At 69.3% G+C, this 17,817-nt stretch carries 21 protein-coding genes and 2 pseudogenes; 9 read left to right on the top strand and 14 right to left on the bottom strand.

The window, feature by feature from the left end; translation table 11 throughout:
- From AB0J09_RS30920 to AB0J09_RS30945, 6 genes and pseudogenes are all read right to left on the bottom strand, one after another.
- Positions 1 to 314, bottom strand: a pseudogene (locus AB0J09_RS30920) (xanthine dehydrogenase subunit D); the annotation flags it as partial.
- Complete coding sequence (locus tag AB0J09_RS30925; RefSeq protein ID WP_360698651.1) at positions 311 to 775, bottom strand: (2Fe-2S)-binding protein; 465 nt, start codon at positions 773 to 775, stop codon at positions 311 to 313. The gene AB0J09_RS30925 and the pseudogene AB0J09_RS30920, both read right to left, overlap by 4 nt.
- Before the next feature lie 4 nt (positions 776 to 779).
- Positions 780 to 1,634, bottom strand: a complete 855-nt coding sequence (locus AB0J09_RS30930; protein WP_360698653.1) for an FAD binding domain-containing protein — start codon at positions 1,632 to 1,634, stop codon at positions 780 to 782.
- Positions 1,631 to 2,920, bottom strand: coding sequence for an MFS transporter (locus tag AB0J09_RS30935; protein WP_360698656.1), 1,290 nt, complete (start codon positions 2,918 to 2,920; stop codon positions 1,631 to 1,633). Before AB0J09_RS30935 ends, AB0J09_RS30930 begins: the two co-directional genes overlap by 4 nt.
- A 5-nt stretch (positions 2,921 to 2,925) precedes the next feature.
- Positions 2,926 to 4,095, bottom strand: coding sequence for a peptidase dimerization domain-containing protein (locus tag AB0J09_RS30940; protein WP_360698658.1), 1,170 nt, complete (start codon positions 4,093 to 4,095; stop codon positions 2,926 to 2,928).
- Entirely contained in the window at positions 4,092 to 5,114 is a 1,023-nt protein-coding gene (locus tag AB0J09_RS30945) for an LLM class flavin-dependent oxidoreductase (RefSeq protein WP_360698660.1), read from the bottom strand. Before AB0J09_RS30945 ends, AB0J09_RS30940 begins: the two co-directional genes overlap by 4 nt.
- 71 nt (positions 5,115 to 5,185) lie before the next feature.
- Between AB0J09_RS30945 and AB0J09_RS30950 the strand changes: the two genes are divergently transcribed.
- Complete coding sequence (locus AB0J09_RS30950) at positions 5,186 to 5,980, top strand: FadR/GntR family transcriptional regulator (RefSeq protein ID WP_360698662.1); 795 nt, start codon at positions 5,186 to 5,188, stop codon at positions 5,978 to 5,980.
- A gap of 384 nt (positions 5,981 to 6,364) precedes the next feature.
- On the opposite strand, the gene AB0J09_RS30955 is transcribed toward AB0J09_RS30950, so the two are convergent.
- Complete coding sequence (locus AB0J09_RS30955) at positions 6,365 to 7,579, bottom strand: MFS transporter (RefSeq protein ID WP_360698664.1); 1,215 nt, start codon at positions 7,577 to 7,579, stop codon at positions 6,365 to 6,367.
- 319 nt (positions 7,580 to 7,898) lie between these two features.
- On the opposite strand from AB0J09_RS30955, the gene AB0J09_RS30960 reads away from it, so the two are divergent.
- Entirely contained in the window at positions 7,899 to 8,702 is an 804-nt protein-coding gene (locus AB0J09_RS30960) for a GNAT family N-acetyltransferase (protein ID WP_360698666.1), read from the top strand.
- On the opposite strand, the gene AB0J09_RS30965 is transcribed toward AB0J09_RS30960, so the two are convergent.
- On the bottom strand, positions 8,653 to 8,946 hold the full coding sequence (locus tag AB0J09_RS30965; protein ID WP_360698668.1) for a hypothetical protein: 294 nt from the start codon (positions 8,944 to 8,946) through the stop codon (positions 8,653 to 8,655). The genes AB0J09_RS30960 and AB0J09_RS30965 overlap by 50 nt on opposite strands.
- A gap of 307 nt (positions 8,947 to 9,253) precedes the next feature.
- Here AB0J09_RS30965 and AB0J09_RS30970 point away from each other — a divergent pair, with 307 nt between their 5' ends.
- Positions 9,254 to 10,171, top strand: coding sequence for an aminoglycoside phosphotransferase family protein (locus AB0J09_RS30970; RefSeq protein WP_360698670.1), 918 nt, complete (start codon positions 9,254 to 9,256; stop codon positions 10,169 to 10,171).
- A 170-nt stretch (positions 10,172 to 10,341) separates the two neighbouring features.
- On the opposite strand, the gene AB0J09_RS30975 is transcribed toward AB0J09_RS30970, so the two are convergent.
- Positions 10,342 to 10,641 (bottom strand): site-specific integrase, encoded by a 300-nt coding sequence (locus AB0J09_RS30975; RefSeq protein WP_360698672.1) that lies wholly within the window; start codon positions 10,639 to 10,641, stop codon positions 10,342 to 10,344.
- A 448-nt stretch (positions 10,642 to 11,089) separates the two neighbouring features.
- Here AB0J09_RS30975 and AB0J09_RS30980 point away from each other — a divergent pair, with 448 nt between their 5' ends.
- The 3 genes and pseudogenes from AB0J09_RS30980 to AB0J09_RS30990 all read left to right on the top strand — a co-directional run bounded on the left by AB0J09_RS30980 (position 11,090) and on the right by AB0J09_RS30990 (position 13,543).
- Positions 11,090 to 12,412 (top strand): aminoglycoside phosphotransferase family protein, encoded by a 1,323-nt coding sequence (locus AB0J09_RS30980; protein WP_360698688.1) that lies wholly within the window; start codon positions 11,090 to 11,092, stop codon positions 12,410 to 12,412.
- A 200-nt stretch (positions 12,413 to 12,612) separates the two neighbouring features.
- Positions 12,613 to 12,729 (top strand): annotated as a pseudogene (locus AB0J09_RS30985) (ATP-binding protein); the annotation flags it as partial.
- Positions 12,730 to 12,928: 199 nt separating this feature from the next.
- Complete coding sequence (locus AB0J09_RS30990; RefSeq protein ID WP_360698674.1) at positions 12,929 to 13,543, top strand: GNAT family N-acetyltransferase; 615 nt, start codon at positions 12,929 to 12,931, stop codon at positions 13,541 to 13,543.
- Between the two features lie 189 nt (positions 13,544 to 13,732).
- Here the strand turns inward: AB0J09_RS30990 and AB0J09_RS30995 are convergent, their stop codons facing one another.
- Complete coding sequence (locus tag AB0J09_RS30995; RefSeq protein ID WP_360698676.1) at positions 13,733 to 14,326, bottom strand: hypothetical protein; 594 nt, start codon at positions 14,324 to 14,326, stop codon at positions 13,733 to 13,735.
- Between the two features lie 77 nt (positions 14,327 to 14,403).
- Positions 14,404 to 14,988: an alpha/beta fold hydrolase gene (locus AB0J09_RS31000; RefSeq protein ID WP_360698677.1), complete on the bottom strand. Its 585-nt coding sequence runs from the start codon at positions 14,986 to 14,988 to the stop codon at positions 14,404 to 14,406.
- Between the two features lie 77 nt (positions 14,989 to 15,065).
- Between AB0J09_RS31000 and AB0J09_RS31005 the strand changes: the two genes are divergently transcribed.
- The 3 genes from AB0J09_RS31005 (at position 15,066) to AB0J09_RS31015 (ending at position 16,404) form a co-directional block, all read left to right on the top strand.
- On the top strand, positions 15,066 to 15,710 hold the full coding sequence (locus AB0J09_RS31005; protein WP_360698679.1) for a TetR/AcrR family transcriptional regulator: 645 nt from the start codon (positions 15,066 to 15,068) through the stop codon (positions 15,708 to 15,710).
- Positions 15,711 to 15,829: 119 nt separating this feature from the next.
- On the top strand, positions 15,830 to 16,174 hold the full coding sequence (locus AB0J09_RS31010; RefSeq protein WP_360698681.1) for a hypothetical protein: 345 nt from the start codon (positions 15,830 to 15,832) through the stop codon (positions 16,172 to 16,174).
- A complete protein-coding gene (locus AB0J09_RS31015) occupies positions 16,168 to 16,404 on the top strand; it encodes a hypothetical protein (protein ID WP_360698683.1) in 237 nt (78 codons plus the stop codon). Before AB0J09_RS31010 ends, AB0J09_RS31015 begins: the two co-directional genes overlap by 7 nt.
- Positions 16,405 to 16,425: 21 nt before the next feature.
- Here AB0J09_RS31015 and AB0J09_RS31020 read toward each other — a convergent pair whose 3' ends face one another.
- Genes AB0J09_RS31020 through AB0J09_RS31030 form a run of 3 tightly spaced genes read right to left on the bottom strand, consistent with a single transcriptional unit; the run spans position 16,426 to position 17,674 of the window.
- On the bottom strand, positions 16,426 to 16,584 hold the full coding sequence (locus AB0J09_RS31020; protein WP_360698684.1) for a hypothetical protein: 159 nt from the start codon (positions 16,582 to 16,584) through the stop codon (positions 16,426 to 16,428).
- Positions 16,548 to 16,820, bottom strand: coding sequence for a hypothetical protein (locus AB0J09_RS31025; protein WP_360698685.1), 273 nt, complete (start codon positions 16,818 to 16,820; stop codon positions 16,548 to 16,550). The genes AB0J09_RS31020 and AB0J09_RS31025 overlap by 37 nt, the downstream gene beginning before the upstream one ends.
- A gap of 26 nt (positions 16,821 to 16,846) precedes the next feature.
- Positions 16,847 to 17,674 carry a PIG-L family deacetylase gene (locus AB0J09_RS31030; RefSeq protein ID WP_360698686.1) on the bottom strand — a complete coding sequence of 276 codons (828 nt, stop codon included), beginning with the start codon at positions 17,672 to 17,674 and terminating at the stop codon, positions 16,847 to 16,849.
- Positions 17,675 to 17,817: the final 143 nt, after the last annotated feature.

Genomic DNA, 17,817 nt, shown 5'->3' on the forward strand with positions numbered 1-17,817 from the left:
GGCTCGCCGGCGTAGCGCACCACGTCCTCGGCCAGCACCGGCTGGTCACGCTTCTCCAGCCCGTACCGGTTGACGCCCGGCACGTCGGCGGCGGTGAGCACCGCGTGCACGCCGGGCAGCGCGAGCGCCGCGGACGCGTCCACGGATACGACGCGCGCGTGCGGATGCGGGCTGCGGACGGTCGCTCCCCACACCATCTCGTCGTGCCACAGGTCGGAGGAGTACGCGAAGTCGCCGCGCACCTTGGACAGCGCGTCGGGGCGGCGGGCCGAGGCGCCCACGCCGTCCGCCGCGACGGAGAGAGTCATGGTCATCGCGACCGCCCCGCGGCCAGCCGTACGGCCTCGAAGATCTTCTCGTAACCGGTGCAGCGGCACAGGTTGCCGGCCAGGGCCTCGCGGATCTCGGGCTCGTCCGGGTCGTCGCACCGAGCCAGCAGGTCGTGCACGGCGACCAGCAGGCCCGGCGTGCAGAACCCGCACTGCACTGCGCCCGCGTCCACGAACGCCTGCTGCACCGGATGGACCTCGTCCCCATCGGCCAACCCCTCGACGGTCACCACCGCCGAGCCCCGCGCCTGCCCGGCGGCGACGAGGCAGGCGCACACCGGCGTCCCGTCGAGGTAGACCGTGCACGAGCCGCATTCACCCTGCTCACAGGCGTTCTTGGAGCCGGGCAGCCCCACCCGCTCGCGCAGCAGCCAGAGCAGGCTCTCACCGGCCTCCACCCCGTCGAGGCTCCTGGGAACCCCGTTCACCCGCAGATCGACCTTCACCTGTTCAGCTCCTCCACTGTTCCTGCCAGGCCCACGTCAGCGTGCGCCGGGCCAGTACGGCGACGGCGTGCCTGCGGTAACCGGCGCTGCCGCGTACGTCGTCGATGGGTGCGGTGGCCCGGGCCACGAGCTCGCCGAATCGGGTGAGGACCGGCGAGGGCAGCTCGCCGCCCTCCCAGTCCAGCTCGGCGGCGGCGAACTCCTCGGCCTCGGCCGCGGCGACCGGTGTCGGGGCCGCCGAGCCGACGGAGCACCCGACGCGGCGGCGGCCCGGATCCAGCGTGAGCGCCACAGACGCGACGGCGATCACCATGGCGTTGCGCGGCCCGAGCTTGGCGAACTGCTCCGCGCCCGCGGCCACCGGCACCCGCACCGCCGTCACGATCTCGTCCCCGGCCAGCACCGAGCGCCCGGGACCGACGAAGAACTCCCGGGCCGGGACCGAGCGCGTGCCCCGCACCGAGGCGACCTCGACCGAGGCGCGGGCTGACAGCAGCGGCGGCAGCGCGTCGCCGGCGGGCGAGGCGGTGCCGAGGTTGCCGCCCACGGTCGCCCGGTTGCGGATCTGCGCGGAGCCGATCGTGCGCGCGGCTCGCGCGAGGCCCGGCAGCTCGCCACCGAGCTCCTCGACGATCCGTGTGTACGGCACGCCCGCACCGAGTGTGATCGTGTCGCCGTCGCGCGACCACTCCCGCAGTTCCGGTACCCGGGAGATGTCGATCAGCGTGGACGCGGAGCGGTGCCCGAAGTTCAGCCCGACCATGACGTCCGTGCCGCCGGCGAGCAGCGTGGCCTCCGGGTGGGCGGCCTTCAGCTCGGTGGCCTGCCGCAGGTCGGCGGCGCTGAGGAACTCCGTCACGCCGGCACCCGCTCTTCCGCCTGTTCGGAGCCGGCCCGCTCGGTCAGGAACAGCGCGGCCACGGTCCCCGCGACGCCCGCCGCGGTCATGTAGAGGGCGATCGCGAGCCAGGAGCCGGTGCCGTCGTACAGCCAGGTGGCGATGATCGGGGCCAGGCCGCTGCCGAACACCGTGCCGAGCGTGTAGCCGACCGACATGCCCGTGTAGCGCACGGCCGGCGGGAAGACGTGGGCGAAGAACGTCGGCATGGTGCCGTAGTTGGCGGCGTACGGGATGAACAGCACCACGAAGCCGAGCAGCATCAGCCCGAACGAGCCGCTCTGGAAGAGGGAGAACCATACGTACGGCAGCGCCGCCATCGCCACGATGCTGACCCAGAAGATTCGCTTGCGGTCCACCCGGTCCGACAGCCACCCGAAGAACGGGATGGCGGCGATGGTGAACACGTTGACCAGCAGCACGAGCTGCAGGATCATGTCGCGGTCCATGCCCAGCTTCTTCTCGCCGTAGCTCAGCGAGTAGACGGTCGCGATGTAGAAGGTGACGCCTGCCGGGATGTAGGCCAGGCACATCAGCAACACCCGCGGCCAGTGCTTCGACAGCACCTCCACGATGGGGGTCTTCCTGACCTCTCCGCGATCCCTGACCTCCTGGAAGTCGGGGCTCTCGGCCAGCTTGAGCCGGATGATCAGGCCCAGCGCGACCAGCACCGCGCTCAGCAGGAACGGCACCCGCCAGCCCCAGGCGAGAAACGCGTCGTCGGACAGCTGCGAGGTGACCAGGAACACCAGATTGGCGAGCAGCAGGCCCCAGGCGGCGCCGGTGTTGACCAGGGCGCCGAAGAAGCCGCGCCGGCCGCGGGCGGCGTGCTCGACGCTCATCAGCACCGCGCCGCCGTACTCGCCGCCCAGCGACAGGCCCTGTACGACGCGCAGCAGCACCAGCAGGATCGGGGCGGCCACGCCGACTGTCTCGTACGTCGGCAGCAGGCCGATGCACAGCGTGGCGCCGCCCATCAGGCAGAGGGTGACGACGAGCATGGACTTGCGGCCGAGCCGGTCGCCGAAGTGCCCGAACAGCGCGCCGCCGATGGGTCTGGCCACGAACGCCAGGGCGAACGTCGACAGCGAGAGCAGAGTGCCGACAAGGTCGTCGAAGCTGGGGAAGAAGAGCTTGTCGAACACCAGCACAGCGGCGGTGCCGTAGATGAAGAACTCGTACCACTCGATCGTGGTCCCGGCCAGGCTGGCGAGGACGACTCGGGTGGAGCTGGACGGTTGTGCCATGGCGGTTACTTCCTCAGGAACCGGGTGACGGTGTCACGAAGCACGGCGGCCTCGTCGCGTACGGCGGACAGCCGTACGAAGTCGTCGCCGAGGAGATCGCCCTCGGCGGGTACCCCGAACATGACGGTGGGGATGCCGCGCTCATACGGCCCTCCCGCGTCGAAAGAACCCCCGTAGACGCCGTGCCGGGACTCGCCGAGGCGCTCCCGGATCGCGGCGTCGAGCGAACCCAGCACCTCGCGGCGCTCGGGCGGCAGATAGGCCGGCAACATCGTGACACCAGGCCTGACCTCGCAGCCTTCCAGCCCCTCCAGCGCCGCGGCGATCTCCTCGGCGGCCTTCGCCGGATCGGTGCCAGGCAGCAGCCGCCGGTCCACGGTGATCCGCGCCGACGCGGGAAGCGTGTGCGGCGCCAGCGGCTCGTAGCTGACCAGGTACGGCACGACCTGCTCGCGGCCGAGCTCGGGATGCTCGGCGCGGGCCCGTACGACCGCGTCGAGCTCGCGAAGCCTGACGACCACGTCCGCGACGACGTCGATGACCCTGCCCCCGTCCGGCGGGTTGGACGAATGCGCGGCGGTGCCCTGGACCTCGACGATCACGTCCACCCGGCCCCGGTTGCCGACCGACACCTCGAACCCGGTGCAGAAGAGCTGGATCACCAGGTCAGGGCGGCGCGGGAGGGCGTCGAGGATGGCGCGGGAGCAGTCGTGGCTGCTGCGGCCCTCGTTGTTGACGCACAGCAGCAGCGTGCCGTGCAACTCGACCCGCTCGGAGGCGATCCACCGGGCGAGGTCCAGCAGGCACGCCTGGTGCGCCTTGTTCTGCGAGACGCCCTGGCCGAACAGGCACGGCTCGTCCACGCCCAGCTCGACGGGCGTGCGGATGCGGCCGGACCAGGGGTCGGGCATGAGGTTGTGGTGCTGGGTCGGCGTGTAGGCCATGAGCGCCAGCGTGGGGCCGTCGCCGTCGCCGAACCGCACGGCGAACTGGTTGGCCGGCAGGTCGATGACGTCCGTCGCGCCCGTCGCCAGGAACGCCGGGCGCAGGTGGTCCTGAACGTAGCGCACGAGCGTGGGGTGGTCGGGGGCGATAAGCGTCTCCGCGCCCAGAGGCACGGCGGAGGGGACGCGGGCCAGGGCGGCCAGCACGTCCACGACATACTCGCCGGTCACGAGAGCTCTCGCAGACGCGGGAGCACATCGCCGCCGAAGCTCTCGATCAGCTCGCTCGGCAGCGTGTAGTTGCCGACGTGCCGCAGGTAGAAGCCGGTCACGCCCAGCTCGACCGCCCGCCTGGCGCGCTCCACGATGTCGTCCACGGTGCCGAACAGGCAGAACGTCCGCGCGAACCGGACCGCCATCTCGTCGGTGACCCACTTGGAGGCGTGCCGGATGGCCAGCTCCCAGTCCTCGGCGTGCACCATGTCCGGGTAGACCTCGGGCACGTGCGGCGGCGGCGCCAGCTCGATGCCGGCGATGCGCAGGAAGTCCTGCCCGCCGATGGTGGCCATGTGCAGGCAGATCGGCTTGAGCACGGCCGCGTCGCGCTCGAGGTCGTCGGTGACCTTGCAGAACGCGCCGGCCGTGAACTCGAAGGGCCGCTCTGACCCGTCCAGGCCCTTGCGCACGGCCTTCGTCGTCTGGCCGAGCGTCTCGGGCGAGATGCCTGCCAGCGTGACCACGCCGTCGGCGATCTCTCCGGCCAGTTCCAGCGTGCGCGGGCCGCTCGCGGCGATGTGCACGGGCACCGGGCCGCCGGCGTCGCGCAGGCGCAGCCGCCGCTCGCCGTACTCCCACTCCCCGCCGCCCAGCAGCGCGCGGATCTGCTCGATGGCCGCCTGGAGCTCGGCCCGCTTCGACGGGCGGATGCCCATGGGCTTCACCGAGCTGTCGCCGGTGCCCACGCCCAGGATGACGCGGCCCGGCGCCAGCTCCGCCACCGTGTTGATGCCCGAGGCCACCACGGTCGGGTGCCGGGTGACGACGTTCGTCACAGCGGTGGCCAGCCCGATGCGCTCGGTCCTGGTGGCGGCCACGGCCATGGCCGCGTACACGTCGCGCCACAGCAGTTGCGAGTCGGCGATCCAGGCGACGTCGAACCCGTAGCGCTCGGCGCGCCGCACCTCCTCGGCGATCTGGTCCGCCCGGGTGGCCGGGGGGAAGCGGACACCTACCTTGATCAACGAGATCACCCTCCTCCGCGTTAGTCCGGCAACGTAGTCTGCTGTCTGACATCAGTCAACGGGTGTGGCAGAATATCCTGGTGAGCTCCGAGCAGACACGTGTCCCCGTTCGGTACGAGCCGCTCGCTCGCACCCCCTTGCCCGACGTCATCGCCGAGCAGTTGCTGGCCGAGATCGACTCCGGCGCCCTGCGACCGGGCGACCGGCTGCCTTCCGAGCCCGAGCTGGCCCGCCAGCTCCAGGTCGGCCGCAGCTCGCTGCGCGAGGCCATCCGCAAGCTGCACACGCTGGGCGTGGTCGAGGTCGTCCGGGGGCGCGGCACGTACGTCCGGCACCGCACGGAGCCGGAGCCGACCCCGCAGTTCGTCCATTGGAGCGCCACCCAGGGGCCGGCCATCGCCGAGGTGCTGGAGGTCCGGATCGGGCTGGAACTGGCCGCGTCCGGGCTGGCCTGCGTGCGCGCCACCCAGGCGGACATCGACGAGGTGGCGGCGCGCTGCCGCGAGCACGAGGCCGCGCGACGCAAGGGCGATCTGGCCGTGCTGGTGCGCACCGACGAGCAGGTCCACGAGAGCCTGATCCGGGCGGCGCACAACAACCTGCTGCTCCAGGTCTACCTGGCGCTGGTGCCGCAGATGGCCGAGTTCCGCGCGCACACCCTGGCGCTCCAGCACGCCGACGAGCGCTTCGACCCGCACCACCAGGCCATGCTGGCCGCCCTGGTCAAACGGGACGCGGCGGGAGTGCGCAAGGCCGTGGTGCAACACGTGGCGGCGCTCTACGGCGAGGTCAGGGCGGCGGGGACCGTGGAGACCGGCCGGCGGTCGGTTGGTCAGATGCTCGACTTCGCCACGATCCTGGCCAACTTCACCTGACCTCCGTCCCGCTGCGCGCCTGCCGGGCGGGCACTCGCTAGCGGCGGACTCGATAGAGCAGGTGCAGCACCCGGTCGCCCTGGATCACCACGTGCGGGTCCTCGAGTAGATGCCGGCTCCGAGCTGGGCTCGCCTGCCGATCAAGCGGTTCCCCCCGGTATCCGATCCGACGCCGCCTACGCCAGCCGGCCGGATGTTCTCACCTCGGATATCTGCTCGACCGGCACCATGACCGCCCGCCCCAGGCGCCGGAGGCCAGGTGCTCGTCTTCGCCGCACATGAGACATCGTCCACGATGGGGTCGAAGCCGCTGGTGAACACCACGGTCAGGCGCGGAGGCGCGGTGTCGTCGACCAGATCGAGCGTTCACATCAACCGAACATCTCAGTCGTCGTGGGCGATGAGCATGAGTTGCCGCCACAGCAGCACCACGAACACCGCGGAACCAGCGAAGGCGAACCAGAAGGGCGCTGCGACACCGAGGTGGGTGGCCACGACACCGCCGATCAACGAGCCGACCACCAGACCGGCGTAGACGCAGACGGTGTTGACGCTGCCCACTCGGCCCTGCAGTTCGCGCGGGACCGCGCGCTGGCGGACGGTGACCGAGGTCGTGCCCCAGATGAACGCGTGCGCGCCGAAGGCCAGGAAGATGCCCCCAGCGACCCACGGCGAATGGGTCAGGGCCAGGCCCAGGTGGGTGAACGTTTCGATGATGAGTCCGATCCGCATCAGGGCGCCGAGGCTCACCCTGCGGGTGATGGCTCCGTACAGGCCGGTGCCGATCAAGCCGCCGATCCCGCCGATGGTGGTCATCAGGCCGAAGCCTATGGCGCCGAGGCCGAGCTGCTCCTGGGTGTAGAGGACGAGAACCGACCACGCCGCGCCGAACGTGAAGTTGAAGATCAGAATGGTGAGCGCCAGCGTGCGGACCGCCGCGTGCTGGATGGTCCAGCTGAACCCGGCGATGAGTTCCCGTACGGTGTTGAGCCTGGGGGCGTCGGCCTGTCGGCCGTGCGGCGGCAACGTGATCCGGGAGACCAGGACGATCCCCGCCACCACCAGGAGCAGCTGGCCGGCGAACGGCCAGGTCAAGCCCAGGCCGAACAGTGCCGCGCCGATCGGCGGCCCGGCGAGCTGATTGAGCGTGATGAACCCCGTGCCCAGGCGGGCGTTGGCGATGACGAGATCGTCCTTGCTGACCATCATGGGCGTCAGCGTGGCCGTCGCGTTGTCGGCGAACACCTCGGCGATGGACCTGAGCGTGAGCGCCACCAGCGCCGTCGCCACGGTCACGGTGCCGGTCACCATGAGCGCGACGAGCGCCGCCAGCACCACGGCCCGCACCGCGTTCGCGACGAGCACGATCCTGCGCCGGTTGTACCGATCCGACAGCACGCCCGCATACAGGCTGAACAGCAGCGGCGGCGCCCAGCCCACCAGGGCCGACAGCGAAATCATCAGCGGGTCGCGAGTCAGCGTCGCGATCAGCAGTGGTCCAGCCGCGGCCGCGGCCCCATCACCGAGATTTGTCAGCCAGCTCGAGGCCAGCAACCACCGGAATCCTGTCCCCAGCCGGGCAGGCAGAACTCGCTCCACCACTGTAATCACGAGCGCAAAACCATACGATTTGAGAAGCATCAACGGCAACGCGTTTTCGCGTCCACGCGCTATGTGGTGATGAGGTCACTGCGACCGCGCTCACTGGCGACAACGTGAGCCGGCTCTTTGCCTCGGGAACTTGAGCGGCAACCGCGCGGTGTCTTCCGCACGAGTCCGCCTCCCTTCCCGTCCGGCTCCACCACCCAGCCTGACGGCCACTCGTGCTCGGCGTCGACGGCCGCCGAGGCGGTCGAGCGGTTCGACAGCTGGTTAAAAGCTTTTGAGACACCGTGGCGCGCTGGCTAATCTGCCGTCCATGATCTCACTCGCGAGGCACCGCCTGACCTCTCCCGAAACCGGCCCGGCGCTGCGCGCGCTGTGCGAGTGGACGCCAGTCGATGCCCCGGGCGGCGGCCTCCATCCCGGAGACGTGGGGTGGCATCTGCGGTCCGACGACGCGGCCGTTTTTCTTTGGATGGATGATGTGGTTCCGGTGGCAGCCGGCTTCCTCGACAGCCGCGTGCTGCGCGTTACCGCCGCGCCCGGCGCCGATCTCGGGGCGCTCGCGGCCGATGCCGAGGAGCTGCTCGAGCCGGGCAACGATTGGTCCGACGGTCTGCCTGTGCCCGGGTGGGAGCTCGAGCAGGAGGAGTCTTGGCTCGTCATGTCGTGGACCCCGCGGCCGGTGTCCAGCCGCGCCGAGCCGGTCGGTGAGGCCGGTGCGGCCGACCGGGTGCTGGTGCAGCGGTCCGCCTTCGCGGGATCCACGTTCACCGTCGAGCGCTGGCGCACGATGAAGCGGTCGCCGGCGGGCGGGCTGGCCGTGGAGGCGCTCGTGCTCACGCCCGCGGGGGAGCCCGCAGCCGCCGCGACCGGATGGTTCGCGGGCGTGGGAAGGTGCGGGCTGCTCGAGCCGGTCGGCACCCATCCGGACCATCGCGGGCACGGCTATGGGCGCGATGCCGTGCTGGGCGCGTGCGCGGCTCTCGCCGATCGGGGTGCGAGCGCGGTCGCCGTCGTGGCACCGTCCAGAAACGACGCCGCGGTGGCGCTCTATCGATCGGCCGGGTTCACCGTCGTGCGCGAGAACCGCGATTGGGTTCGCGCTCGACGAGCTTGAACAGCGCGCCCACCTCGCCCGGGTTGAGCCTGCGGTGCCGGCCCACGCGCAGGTCGCCCAGCTTGATCGGGCCGATGGAAGTGCGCACCAGGCGCAGCACCGGGTGGCCGAGCGGGTCGAACATACGGCGCACGATGCGGTTGCGGCCCTCGTGCAGCACGATCTCTACGAGGGCATGACCGGCCAAGGGGGCCATCCCGGTCGTCTCGACCAGTTCGAGAACCGCGCGGCGCGGCAGCAGCACGCGGCCGTCCAGGAATGGGCCCGGCGCAGAAGCTGATCGACCGCTCACCGGAGCCCGGAGCCTGTGTTCTCGTTCCGATGCGGGTCACCCAGCTGAGCTGCGGAAACACACTCGTTTGGGTCTGGCGGCACGTTTCTTACCGGCACGTCCGCCGCGAGTTCAGCCAGACTGAGGGACTTTCATCGGGAACACACGCGAGTTCGGTTGGTGAGCTCTGAAAACGCGGGGAGTTCAATGGGACTTCTGACCTGAAGGCCTTTGAACCGGGAGGAACGGACGGGCCACCATCCGGCTAGTGTTGCTCCGCATGACTCACACCAAGATCGAGGTCAGCGCGGAGTTGGTCCGGGATCTGCTGCGCGAGCAGCACCCCGACCTGGCCGATTACCCGGTGAGTCTCGGCGCGCGTGGCTGGGACAACCAGCTATGGAGGCTCGGCGACGACCTCGCCGTCCGGTTGCCCTGGGCGACGCAGGACGCGGACGCCCTGCTGCGCAAGGAGCACACCTGGCTGCCCGCCCTGGCCCCGCGCCTTCCTCTGCCGGTTCCCGTCCCGCAGCGCCTCGGCGAGCCCTCCGCGCGGTTTCCACGCCCCTGGATCATCACCACCTGGGTGCCGGGCGCGCCTGCCGACCGTGTCCCCGTCACCCGCGCCGCGGAGGCGGCCGAGGTCCTGGCCGCCTTCCTGACGGCTCTCCACCAACCTGCCCCCGATGAGGCGCCCGCCGGCCGAGACCGCGGGGGGCCGCTGGCCCACTACTCCGGGGGTTTCGCCAAGAGCCTCGGCTCGGTCACTGAGCTGGGGCTGATCCCGGACCCAGACGCCGTCCGCGCGGTCTGGGAAGACGCCGTCGCCGCGCCCGAGTGGGCCGGTCCGGCGCTATGGCTCCACGGTGACCTGCATCCGGCCAACGTCCTCACCGCGAACGGCACTTTCTGCGGCGTGATCGACTTCGGCGACCTCTTCGCGGGCGACCCGGCTTGCGACCTGGCCGCCGCCTGGATTCTGCTGCCGGACGGCGCCGCCGACCGCTTCCATGCCGCCTACCAGCCGGCCCCGGACGCCGCGACCCTGCGCCGCGCCCGCGGATGGGCGGTGCTCCGCGCCCTCAGCGGCATCCTCATCGGAGAAGCCGGCGTCCACGGCCGCCCAGGCGGCAAGCCCACGTGGGGCCCACCCGCCCAGGCCGCACTGCGACGCCTCATCGCAACGACCCATCGCTGATCAACCGCTTCCCCCACGCGCTCGCCTACCTTCGCGCTGGTTCGGGCCATGCTCGGCATGCTGGGGTCTGCTCGCCTGACGCGGCTTCACGACACCTTCATGCGGCTGACCAGCATGTTCGCTTGACAAGCCCAGATAACAATGGTGCCCGGCGTCACGGCCCAAAGAGATCACGGCTGGGGCGCCTCGCCGAGTTCGCCGGCGAGTAGGTGCTCGGCGACGGCGATCGCCCGCGGTCCCGGGATCCATCGCTGGCCGGCCTGGCACCGCGCAGTGAGGAACGCCGCCATCCGCTCCTCGTCGAGTTGGTCGACCCGTAGCTGCGTATCCTCCAGCCAGCGCCCGACCCGGCCCAGGTCGGTGAGCATGTTCCGGACTGTCCCAGACGTGTAACCTCGCCGCACCAGCCATGCTCGATAGCCCTCGACCTGCGCCTCCAGCAGGCCAGGCTCCCTCCTCGTGCCCGCCATCGCACTCGCCTCCTTCGCGAGAGCCCTACTACTCCCGCGAACGAGACTCCGCTCAATCCGTGACTATGCCGAGCCGCGGGCGGCGTCCCTGCTCAGCCAGCTCCCACGGCTCGTACTCGGCATATTCGCGATGGAGAGCGAATGGGGCCTGCTGGCGGAGGTGCCCAAACGCGCTGACGGCGGAGGTTGCGGCGGCCATCCGCCGGGTCGGCGCGCTGGACCCGGCGGACGAGATCATAAACTCGAACGTCATCACGGCCGTCCCCGCCTACGTGGTGTTCACCGAGGAAGCCCGGTGTACGGTGGCCGCCACGCGGGCCGCACTCGACCGGGTCGGTGTCGTTACACTCGGGCGGTACGGCCGATGGGAGTATTCGTCGATTGCGCAAGTCATGAACGACGCCAGCGCGCTTTCCCGTGAACTCCGTCGATCCTTGGAGGGTTGATCATGTCGCCCAAATCTGTGGAAGCCGTGCTGGTAATCGTCGACCAGGACGGTGCCGTGCTGTGTGACATAGCCGCCGGCGATCCGGCGCTGCCGCGGATGCGGTTCGACGTCAGGTGGCCGCCGATGGACAGCGAGCTCACCGATCGCGTTCGTCGCGAACTCGGGCTGACCACGGTGGTCCTGGAGCCGTTGGACTTCACGACGGTGGTACTGCTGGCGGCGGGTGGGGCGCGGCCGGTCTGCGCCGATGGGTTAGCGTGGCACGGTCATGACGCGGTGAGCGGGCAGAGCCTGGTACTCGACTGCAGGGCGGCGCGATCCCGGCCGCTCGCCTCCGACTGGTTCAGGCCCGGCTGGTTCGAGCGAGCCGAGTCCTACATCGACGGGGAGATCAAGGCTGCCGGTCGCGTGCGGCTCGGTCCGAGCCGCCAAATCAAGCACTGGAGCATGTCCGCCGTGCTCCGCACGCCGACTGACCGGGGTGACCTGTACCTGAAAGCGGTCCTGCCGAGGCTGGCTCGCGAACCAGACATCACTCGGTACCTGGCGTCATTGCGCATCGCTCCGTTCGCCACCATCACCGCGATATCACCTGGTGACCGCTGGTGGCTCGCCGAGGACTTCGGCGGTGTGGACGGCTGGGCGGTCTCCAAAGAGCAGCGTCGCGCATGCCTGACACAGCTGGTCATGGTGCAGAAGGAGACCATTCACCGCGGGGACGAACTGATCGCCGCGGGGTGTGTCCCGCTCACCCTGACCTCGCTGGCCGACGGCGTGCGGTCAACCATGGCCCGCGACGACATCTGGCGGGCGCCCAAGCTTCCGAAGAATCTGGACCGGGCGCTGACCGACGAGGAGGCCGACCGGCTGGAGGCACTGACGCCGTATCTGGTCGAGTGCGCCGAGCGCCTGGACGAGGCGGCCATCCCGGCGACGATCGTCCACCGCGATTTCCACCCGGGCAATGTGGTCGTGCGCGACGACGAGATCCTGTTGCACGACTGGAGTTTCGCCACCGTCACGAACCCGTTGTTCGATCTGGCCTCATGGCTGCACGACGCGTCCGAGCCGGACGCCGTGAGCTACCTCGACGTCTGCTTCGCCTCCTGGGCCGACACCGTCGCTCCGGAACGGATGCGGGGCGCGTGGCGCGTGGCTAAGCCGCTCGCTGCGGTGGTGGAGATGATGAAGCTGATTGAGCTGGCCGACATCGTCGGACCGGATCACGATTTCAACTGGCTACCGATGACCTACGGTTGGGGCCGGCGTCTGCTGAACGCGGCCACCGACCCCAACCTGACCATCAACGGTTGGCGAAAGTAGGGCTCATCGGAGCATTAAGGAGAAGGCCCTCGCCCTCACCACGCCCCAGGAAGTTCCTCCAGGCCGCTACCAGCCCACCGACCGGATCCTCGCGTTTCTCGAAAGTCTGTGACTATGCCGAGCCGCGGGCGGCGGCGTCCCTGCTCAGCCAGCTCCCACGGGATGTCGGCATAGGTCGATCTATGCGGATATCCGCATAGATCGACGAACTCGGCTACATGGAACTCGACCGGCATGGCGCCGAACTGGTCTTCCAGGTGCTCACCGAGCGGGAAGAGCGCAACAGCATGGCGATCGCCTCAAACGAGTCCTTCTCTAAAGCGCACATGTTCTCGCGAACCTGTGCAAGGTGGTGCCGAAAGGTCACGCGTTCAGTGACGCGGGCGCCACTTCGTCCAGGATCGCGCACGGGCGTACGGCCACTGGGCCCCTCGTGGGTGCGCCCGCGCGGGGTCCGCTCCTGGTCGGTCAGGGTCGTACGTAGCGCCGGAACATGGTTCCTGAGGCGAAGGAACGGTGCTCGACCAGGCGCAGCCGCAGCAGTGGACCGCTGACGACCTGCCTGTGATGGTCGAGCAGTTCGCTCAGGTCAACCACTGGATCCCGCTGCGCTCACCCTTCGACAAGGCCCGCCAAGACCGCATCGCAGGCCTCCGCCTCCAACTCGCCATCACCACCGACGGGTACGAGCCCAAAGGCGAGATCCTGCTCGCCCGAACCGGCGATCACGGCTGCGACGCCGAACTCGCCTACGCCATCGGGCCCCGATATCACCGCCAACGCCTGGCCACTCGCGCGGTAAAACTGATCACCAGCTATGCCTACGACGTCTTGCCGATGAAGCAGTCCTCCTGCGCATCGCCCGACACAACCAAGCCAGCGCCGCCGTCGCCCGCAGCGCTGGGTTCGAACTCACCGACACCGAACCCATCACTCGAGAAGGCGGGCCGCTATCCCCTCCACACCTGGCGACATCACCGCCACCACCACATCAGCCCAATTCCAGCGAGGCAGCCGCCGGACAGTCCGGGAGAGGCCAGGACCCGAGCACCGCGGCCCGGAGGGCTAGCCGGCAGGGAACAACCGTCCAGGGCCGCAGCCCAAGTACGGCTCGAAGGGGCAGCGGGTTGACATAAGAGGAGGTCGAGCAGGTAACCCCGGCCAGGCGATACCGATGGATAACCAGAGTCACCAGCTGAAACGTCTTTGCGTGCTGGCCTGGCCAGCTGTGATCATGCCGCTCATGGGTCTTCTTCCCCATCGTCGCCGGCGCCGAGCCCTCGCAGGCCATCGACGAGGACGAACACGCCATCGCTTTCCTCAACCTCGCCAAGGCCACCAGGGGTCACACGTGCCAGCCAAACCTTGCTGGGTCATGAGGAGAGTCACGAGGTGACCACAACGCCGCTCATCGAGAATGTCTGGGTCTTTCACCGAACGGGTCAGTGGTGCCCCGGCCGCCGGATCGGAGAGGCTGTCGCCTACGACGCACAGCTCCTGCCCGAGTATCAAGTGGCCGGACGGCCGACCATCGATCGCAGCTTCCTGTTGCTCGACCAAGGCATCCAGTTGACCAGGCCCGTTGTGTTCGAGGGCCCGGTAGAGGGTTGGTGGTACATCGACCTGGTCGAGGTTGAACTGACCGAGGCTGGACTTGTCGTCCATGACCTCTACGTTGACTTCCTGGTGCCACCCGGTGCTGATCGTTACCACGTCCTGGACCTCGACGAGCTTGCTGATGCCCTCGGCCAGGGCCAGATCACAGCCGCTCAGTGCGCCACGGTCCTTAGCAGAACGCAACGCTTCATCGACCGACACCTGCGTGCAAACGAGGAAGGTTCCGTTGATCCTCCGCGCCAGTTTCCGCCGGCCAGCATCGCAGTGCTTGAGTCGCTTCCTTGCTTCTTCGAACAAGCACCAGGGACCGACGTGCGGCCAGGGCCAGGGACATGACTTCGTCCAAGCAGAGGGCCGGGCCAGTGTCATGGGAGTCAGTTCCGGGTTGGCAGGAGCTCGCGGACCAGGCGGGTTGCCTGCGGGAGTTCGGGGAGCTCGTGGCCGGTGCTGGGCAGGTGGCCGCCACCGGGAAGCAGGGTGACCGTGGCGCCCAGATCCTGGGCGAACGAGATGAGGTGTTCAGCGGTGGCTGCCCCGGTCACCGGGTCATCGACGGCGTGTAGCACTTGTATCTTGTGTGCGGCCAGGCGGATGCGGTCCCAGTCGAACCCCGGGGTGAAGAATCCGGCTAGAGCGTCGTAGCCGACCTCCTTGGCCATGCCGGCCACCAGCACCACCCCCGCGTACGGGCCGAAGCGCTCGGTGTCGTGCTGCTGGAGCAGCCGCAATATGTTGACGCCGCCCAGGCTGTGGCCCACCAGCACAGTGTCGGCGGCCGCGCTAGGGTCGGCTGCCTCGGTGAGGGTCTTCAGCCAGGCGTGTGGCTCGGGGGCCTGTGGGTCGGGCAGGTTGGGGATCAGCACCTGATGGCCCTCGGCGGTGAACTCCGCGCGTAGCGCGGGGTACCAGAATTCGGTGCTGGAGCTGGCGAGCATGTGGGAGACCACGATGGTGCTCAAGGCGAACCTCGACTCTCACTAATCAAATCGCTACGTTTCGTTTCGATTGAAATTAGCACGCTGCTACTGTGGCGTCCATGCCCAGGCCAGCTGACACCGCCCGACCCTCCAAGCCCGCACGCACAGGAGGCCGTGTCCGCAGCGAGGAAGCCCGCGACGCCGTCCTGGCCGCCGCCGCCGAACTCGTCGAGGAGCAGGGCTACGGCACGCTGACCATGGAAGGCATCGCCGCCCGCGCCAACGTCGCCAAAAGCACCCTCTACCGCTGGTGGAAGACCCGGGCCGCACTCGTCCTGGACGCCTACGGCCCTGCCGTGGCCCGCCGCATGCCCGAACCGGACACCGGCGACACCGCCACCGACCTCATCGCCTTCATCCGCGAGCTCTACCGCGTCGTCGAACACCCCTTCCGCGTCAACGCGCTGCGCGGACTGATGGCCGAAGCGCAACTCGACCCAGCCTTCGCCGACCAGTTCCAGCAATGGATCCAAAGCCGCCGCGCCGTGGTCAGCGACCTGCTCAACCGCGGCATCGAACGCGGGGAGCTGGCCCCGGACCTGGACCTCGACCACGCCGTCGACCTGGTCTTCGGACCCTTCTGGTACCGCCTTCTCGTCGGCCACACACCAGTGGACCCCACCCAGGCCGATGCCCACGTCCGTCGCCTCCTGGACGGCCTCGCCGGCGGGCACACCACCACCCAGCCTCCACGGGCCCCTTGACGAGTCCAACCGATCGCCAAACTTCACGACCTTGCCCTTTAGGGTGATCGTGGCCCGCCCCACGGCGGGACGATCTCCGGCGCCTCATGTGCGAAGGGCATCACATGGATCCTTCCGACGTGACATTCGCTCCGCTGCGCGCCGCGGGTCTGCCGGGGCAACTGTGCCTCACCTGGTGCCGGAGCGGCGACCTCCAGGAGGTGGCGCGCAAGTTTGGCTCGGACCTACCAAGCGGCGTCTGGGCGGCACCCGACGAGATCGAGGACCTTGAGGAGGAGAACCCGGGGGAACTGCTCCAGCTTTCACCCATGAATGGGTGGGTGATCGCGCTAGAACCGTCCGGCTTCCAGCGCGTGCGACCGGAGGTCCTGGGTCCGCTGTCGGCCGGTGGGCGCGCCCTCAGCGTCTTCTGGAACATCGAGCTGGACAGTCGGTCCGCTACGCCTCCGACGGCAAGATGGTGACCTCGTTCGACCTGGTCGACATCGAGCGGCGCACCGGTTCTGACCCGGCAGCGTTAGACGTAGTACTGCGCGAGATCGGCCTGCGTGACGGGCTACCGGTGCAGGCGCGCAAGGCGCGCACCCTTGCGCTGGGGGAAAAGGTCAGCGGACGATCCCAAACGCCGCAATGGCTTCGCTCGCCGCAGCTCGTCTTCACGATCAAAGACCCCCTTCCCGATCTCGAGCTGTAGTGGTGACGGTGGTCTCGTCGGCTAGGCAGGAGGCCAGGGTGCGCCGGGCCCGAACTCCTCATCGATCCCCGCCCGGACGGCCTCCAGCGTCTGGCGCCGGGCGCGCGACTTGCTCGCCGCGTGCGCCCGCATGTTCAGCGCGGTCAGCGACTCGGCCGTCTCGCGGGCGACATCGCACACCCGCGCGGGCTCCACCACCCGATCCAGGAACCCGGCCGCGACGGCGTCGTCGGGAACCCGGCCGAGAAGATCCCCTCACGGCCCTCCAGCAGCACGACCGCCGAGTCGGCGGCCGCCCGATAGAGGGCGGCGCCGAGCCCGGTGAGCATCTGGAGCGAGATCGCGTGCGCCTTGCCGTCGTCCATGGTGATCGTGGCGACGCAGTCCTTCACCTGATAGCGGACGAGGTTTCCCATGATCAACAGAATAATATTCTGTGGGGCTAGATGTCACGCAGGCCCGCGAACAGGTCCTCCTCGTGGTCGGGTGCGTCCACCTTGCACAGCTTCCGTTCGAACGCCTCGGACGAGAACGCCTGCTGCTGCGCCTCCTCGGACATGCGGAGCATGAAGATGTTCTCCCCCTGGCTTTCGTGCGCCTGGAGCGCCTTGAGCTTGCGCTCGACGAAAGGCGCGACGTCCACGAGGCTGGTGACCCGCTCGTCAGGCGTGCCGAAGTCGTCGGACGGCTCGAAGCCGCCGAGGTCGACCCCGCTGTCGCGCATCATCTCGAACATCCGCTTGATGGCCGAACGAGGAATGGCCGTGTAGTAGAGCTTGTCGGGAATGCCGGTCGACTCGGTGGCCGCCACCGTGATGCGGTGGGTCTGGACGTGGTCGGGGTGGCCGTAACCGCCGCCGCCCGTCTCGTCGTACGTCACCACGACCTGGGGCCGGTAGTGCTCCATCAGCGCGGCCAGCTTAGCGGCGGCCGTCTCGACGGGCACGTTGGCGAACGCGTCGGGGTGGGCGTTGGCCTCCCAGCCGTCCATGCCGGAGTCGCGGTAGCCGAGCAGCTCCAGGTGGTCGATGCCCAGGTGGGCCACGGACTCGCGCAGCTCGGCCAGCCGCCGCTCGGCCACCGCCACGTCATCGTGACCGGCCTCGCCCGGCTTCACGCCGTCCTGGTCGTCGCCCTGCTCACCGTTGGTGCAGGTGACGAGGACCGTGCGGATGCCTTCGTCGGTGTAGCGGGCCAGGATGCCGCCGGTGCTCAGACACTCGTCATCGGGGTGGGCGTGTACGACCATGAGGGTTAGTTGCCGATCCATGGACCGAAACACTACTCGCCGGCTCCGACAGTTCCCGCTCCCGCCCAGCCCGCCCCGCCGTCCACCCGAACGCCGGGCCGGGCCTACACCTGGCCGCCCTGGCGGGCCAGGTCGGCGGCGCGCAGGCGGGCGGCCGCCGCGGC

Source organism: Nonomuraea sp. NPDC049784 (assembly GCF_040659615.1).
In the GTDB taxonomy this organism is placed as follows: Bacteria; Actinomycetota; Actinomycetes; order Streptosporangiales; family Streptosporangiaceae; genus Nonomuraea.

What these genes read in the sequence shown, in the direction of transcription:
- AB0J09_RS31005 (WP_360698679.1), top strand. Translation starts at nt 15,066, where the DNA reads ATGCCCAGGCCAGCTGACACCGCCCGACCCTCCAAGCCCGCACGCACA.
- AB0J09_RS31015 (WP_360698683.1), top strand. Translation starts at nt 16,168, where the DNA reads ATGGTGACCTCGTTCGACCTGGTCGACATCGAGCGGCGCACCGGTTCT.
- AB0J09_RS30935 (WP_360698656.1), bottom strand. Translation starts at nt 2,920, where the DNA reads ATGGCACAACCGTCCAGCTCCACCCGAGTCGTCCTCGCCAGCCTGGCC.
- AB0J09_RS31025 (WP_360698685.1), bottom strand. Translation starts at nt 16,820, where the DNA reads ATGGGAAACCTCGTCCGCTATCAGGTGAAGGACTGCGTCGCCACGATC.
- AB0J09_RS30975 (WP_360698672.1), bottom strand. Translation starts at nt 10,641, where the DNA reads ATGGCGGGCACGAGGAGGGAGCCTGGCCTGCTGGAGGCGCAGGTCGAG.
- AB0J09_RS30960 (WP_360698666.1), top strand. Translation starts at nt 7,899, where the DNA reads ATGATCTCACTCGCGAGGCACCGCCTGACCTCTCCCGAAACCGGCCCG.
- AB0J09_RS30970 (WP_360698670.1), top strand. Translation starts at nt 9,254, where the DNA reads ATGACTCACACCAAGATCGAGGTCAGCGCGGAGTTGGTCCGGGATCTG.
- AB0J09_RS30980 (WP_360698688.1), top strand. Translation starts at nt 11,090, where the DNA reads ATGTCGCCCAAATCTGTGGAAGCCGTGCTGGTAATCGTCGACCAGGAC.
- AB0J09_RS31030 (WP_360698686.1), bottom strand. Translation starts at nt 17,674, where the DNA reads ATGGATCGGCAACTAACCCTCATGGTCGTACACGCCCACCCCGATGAC.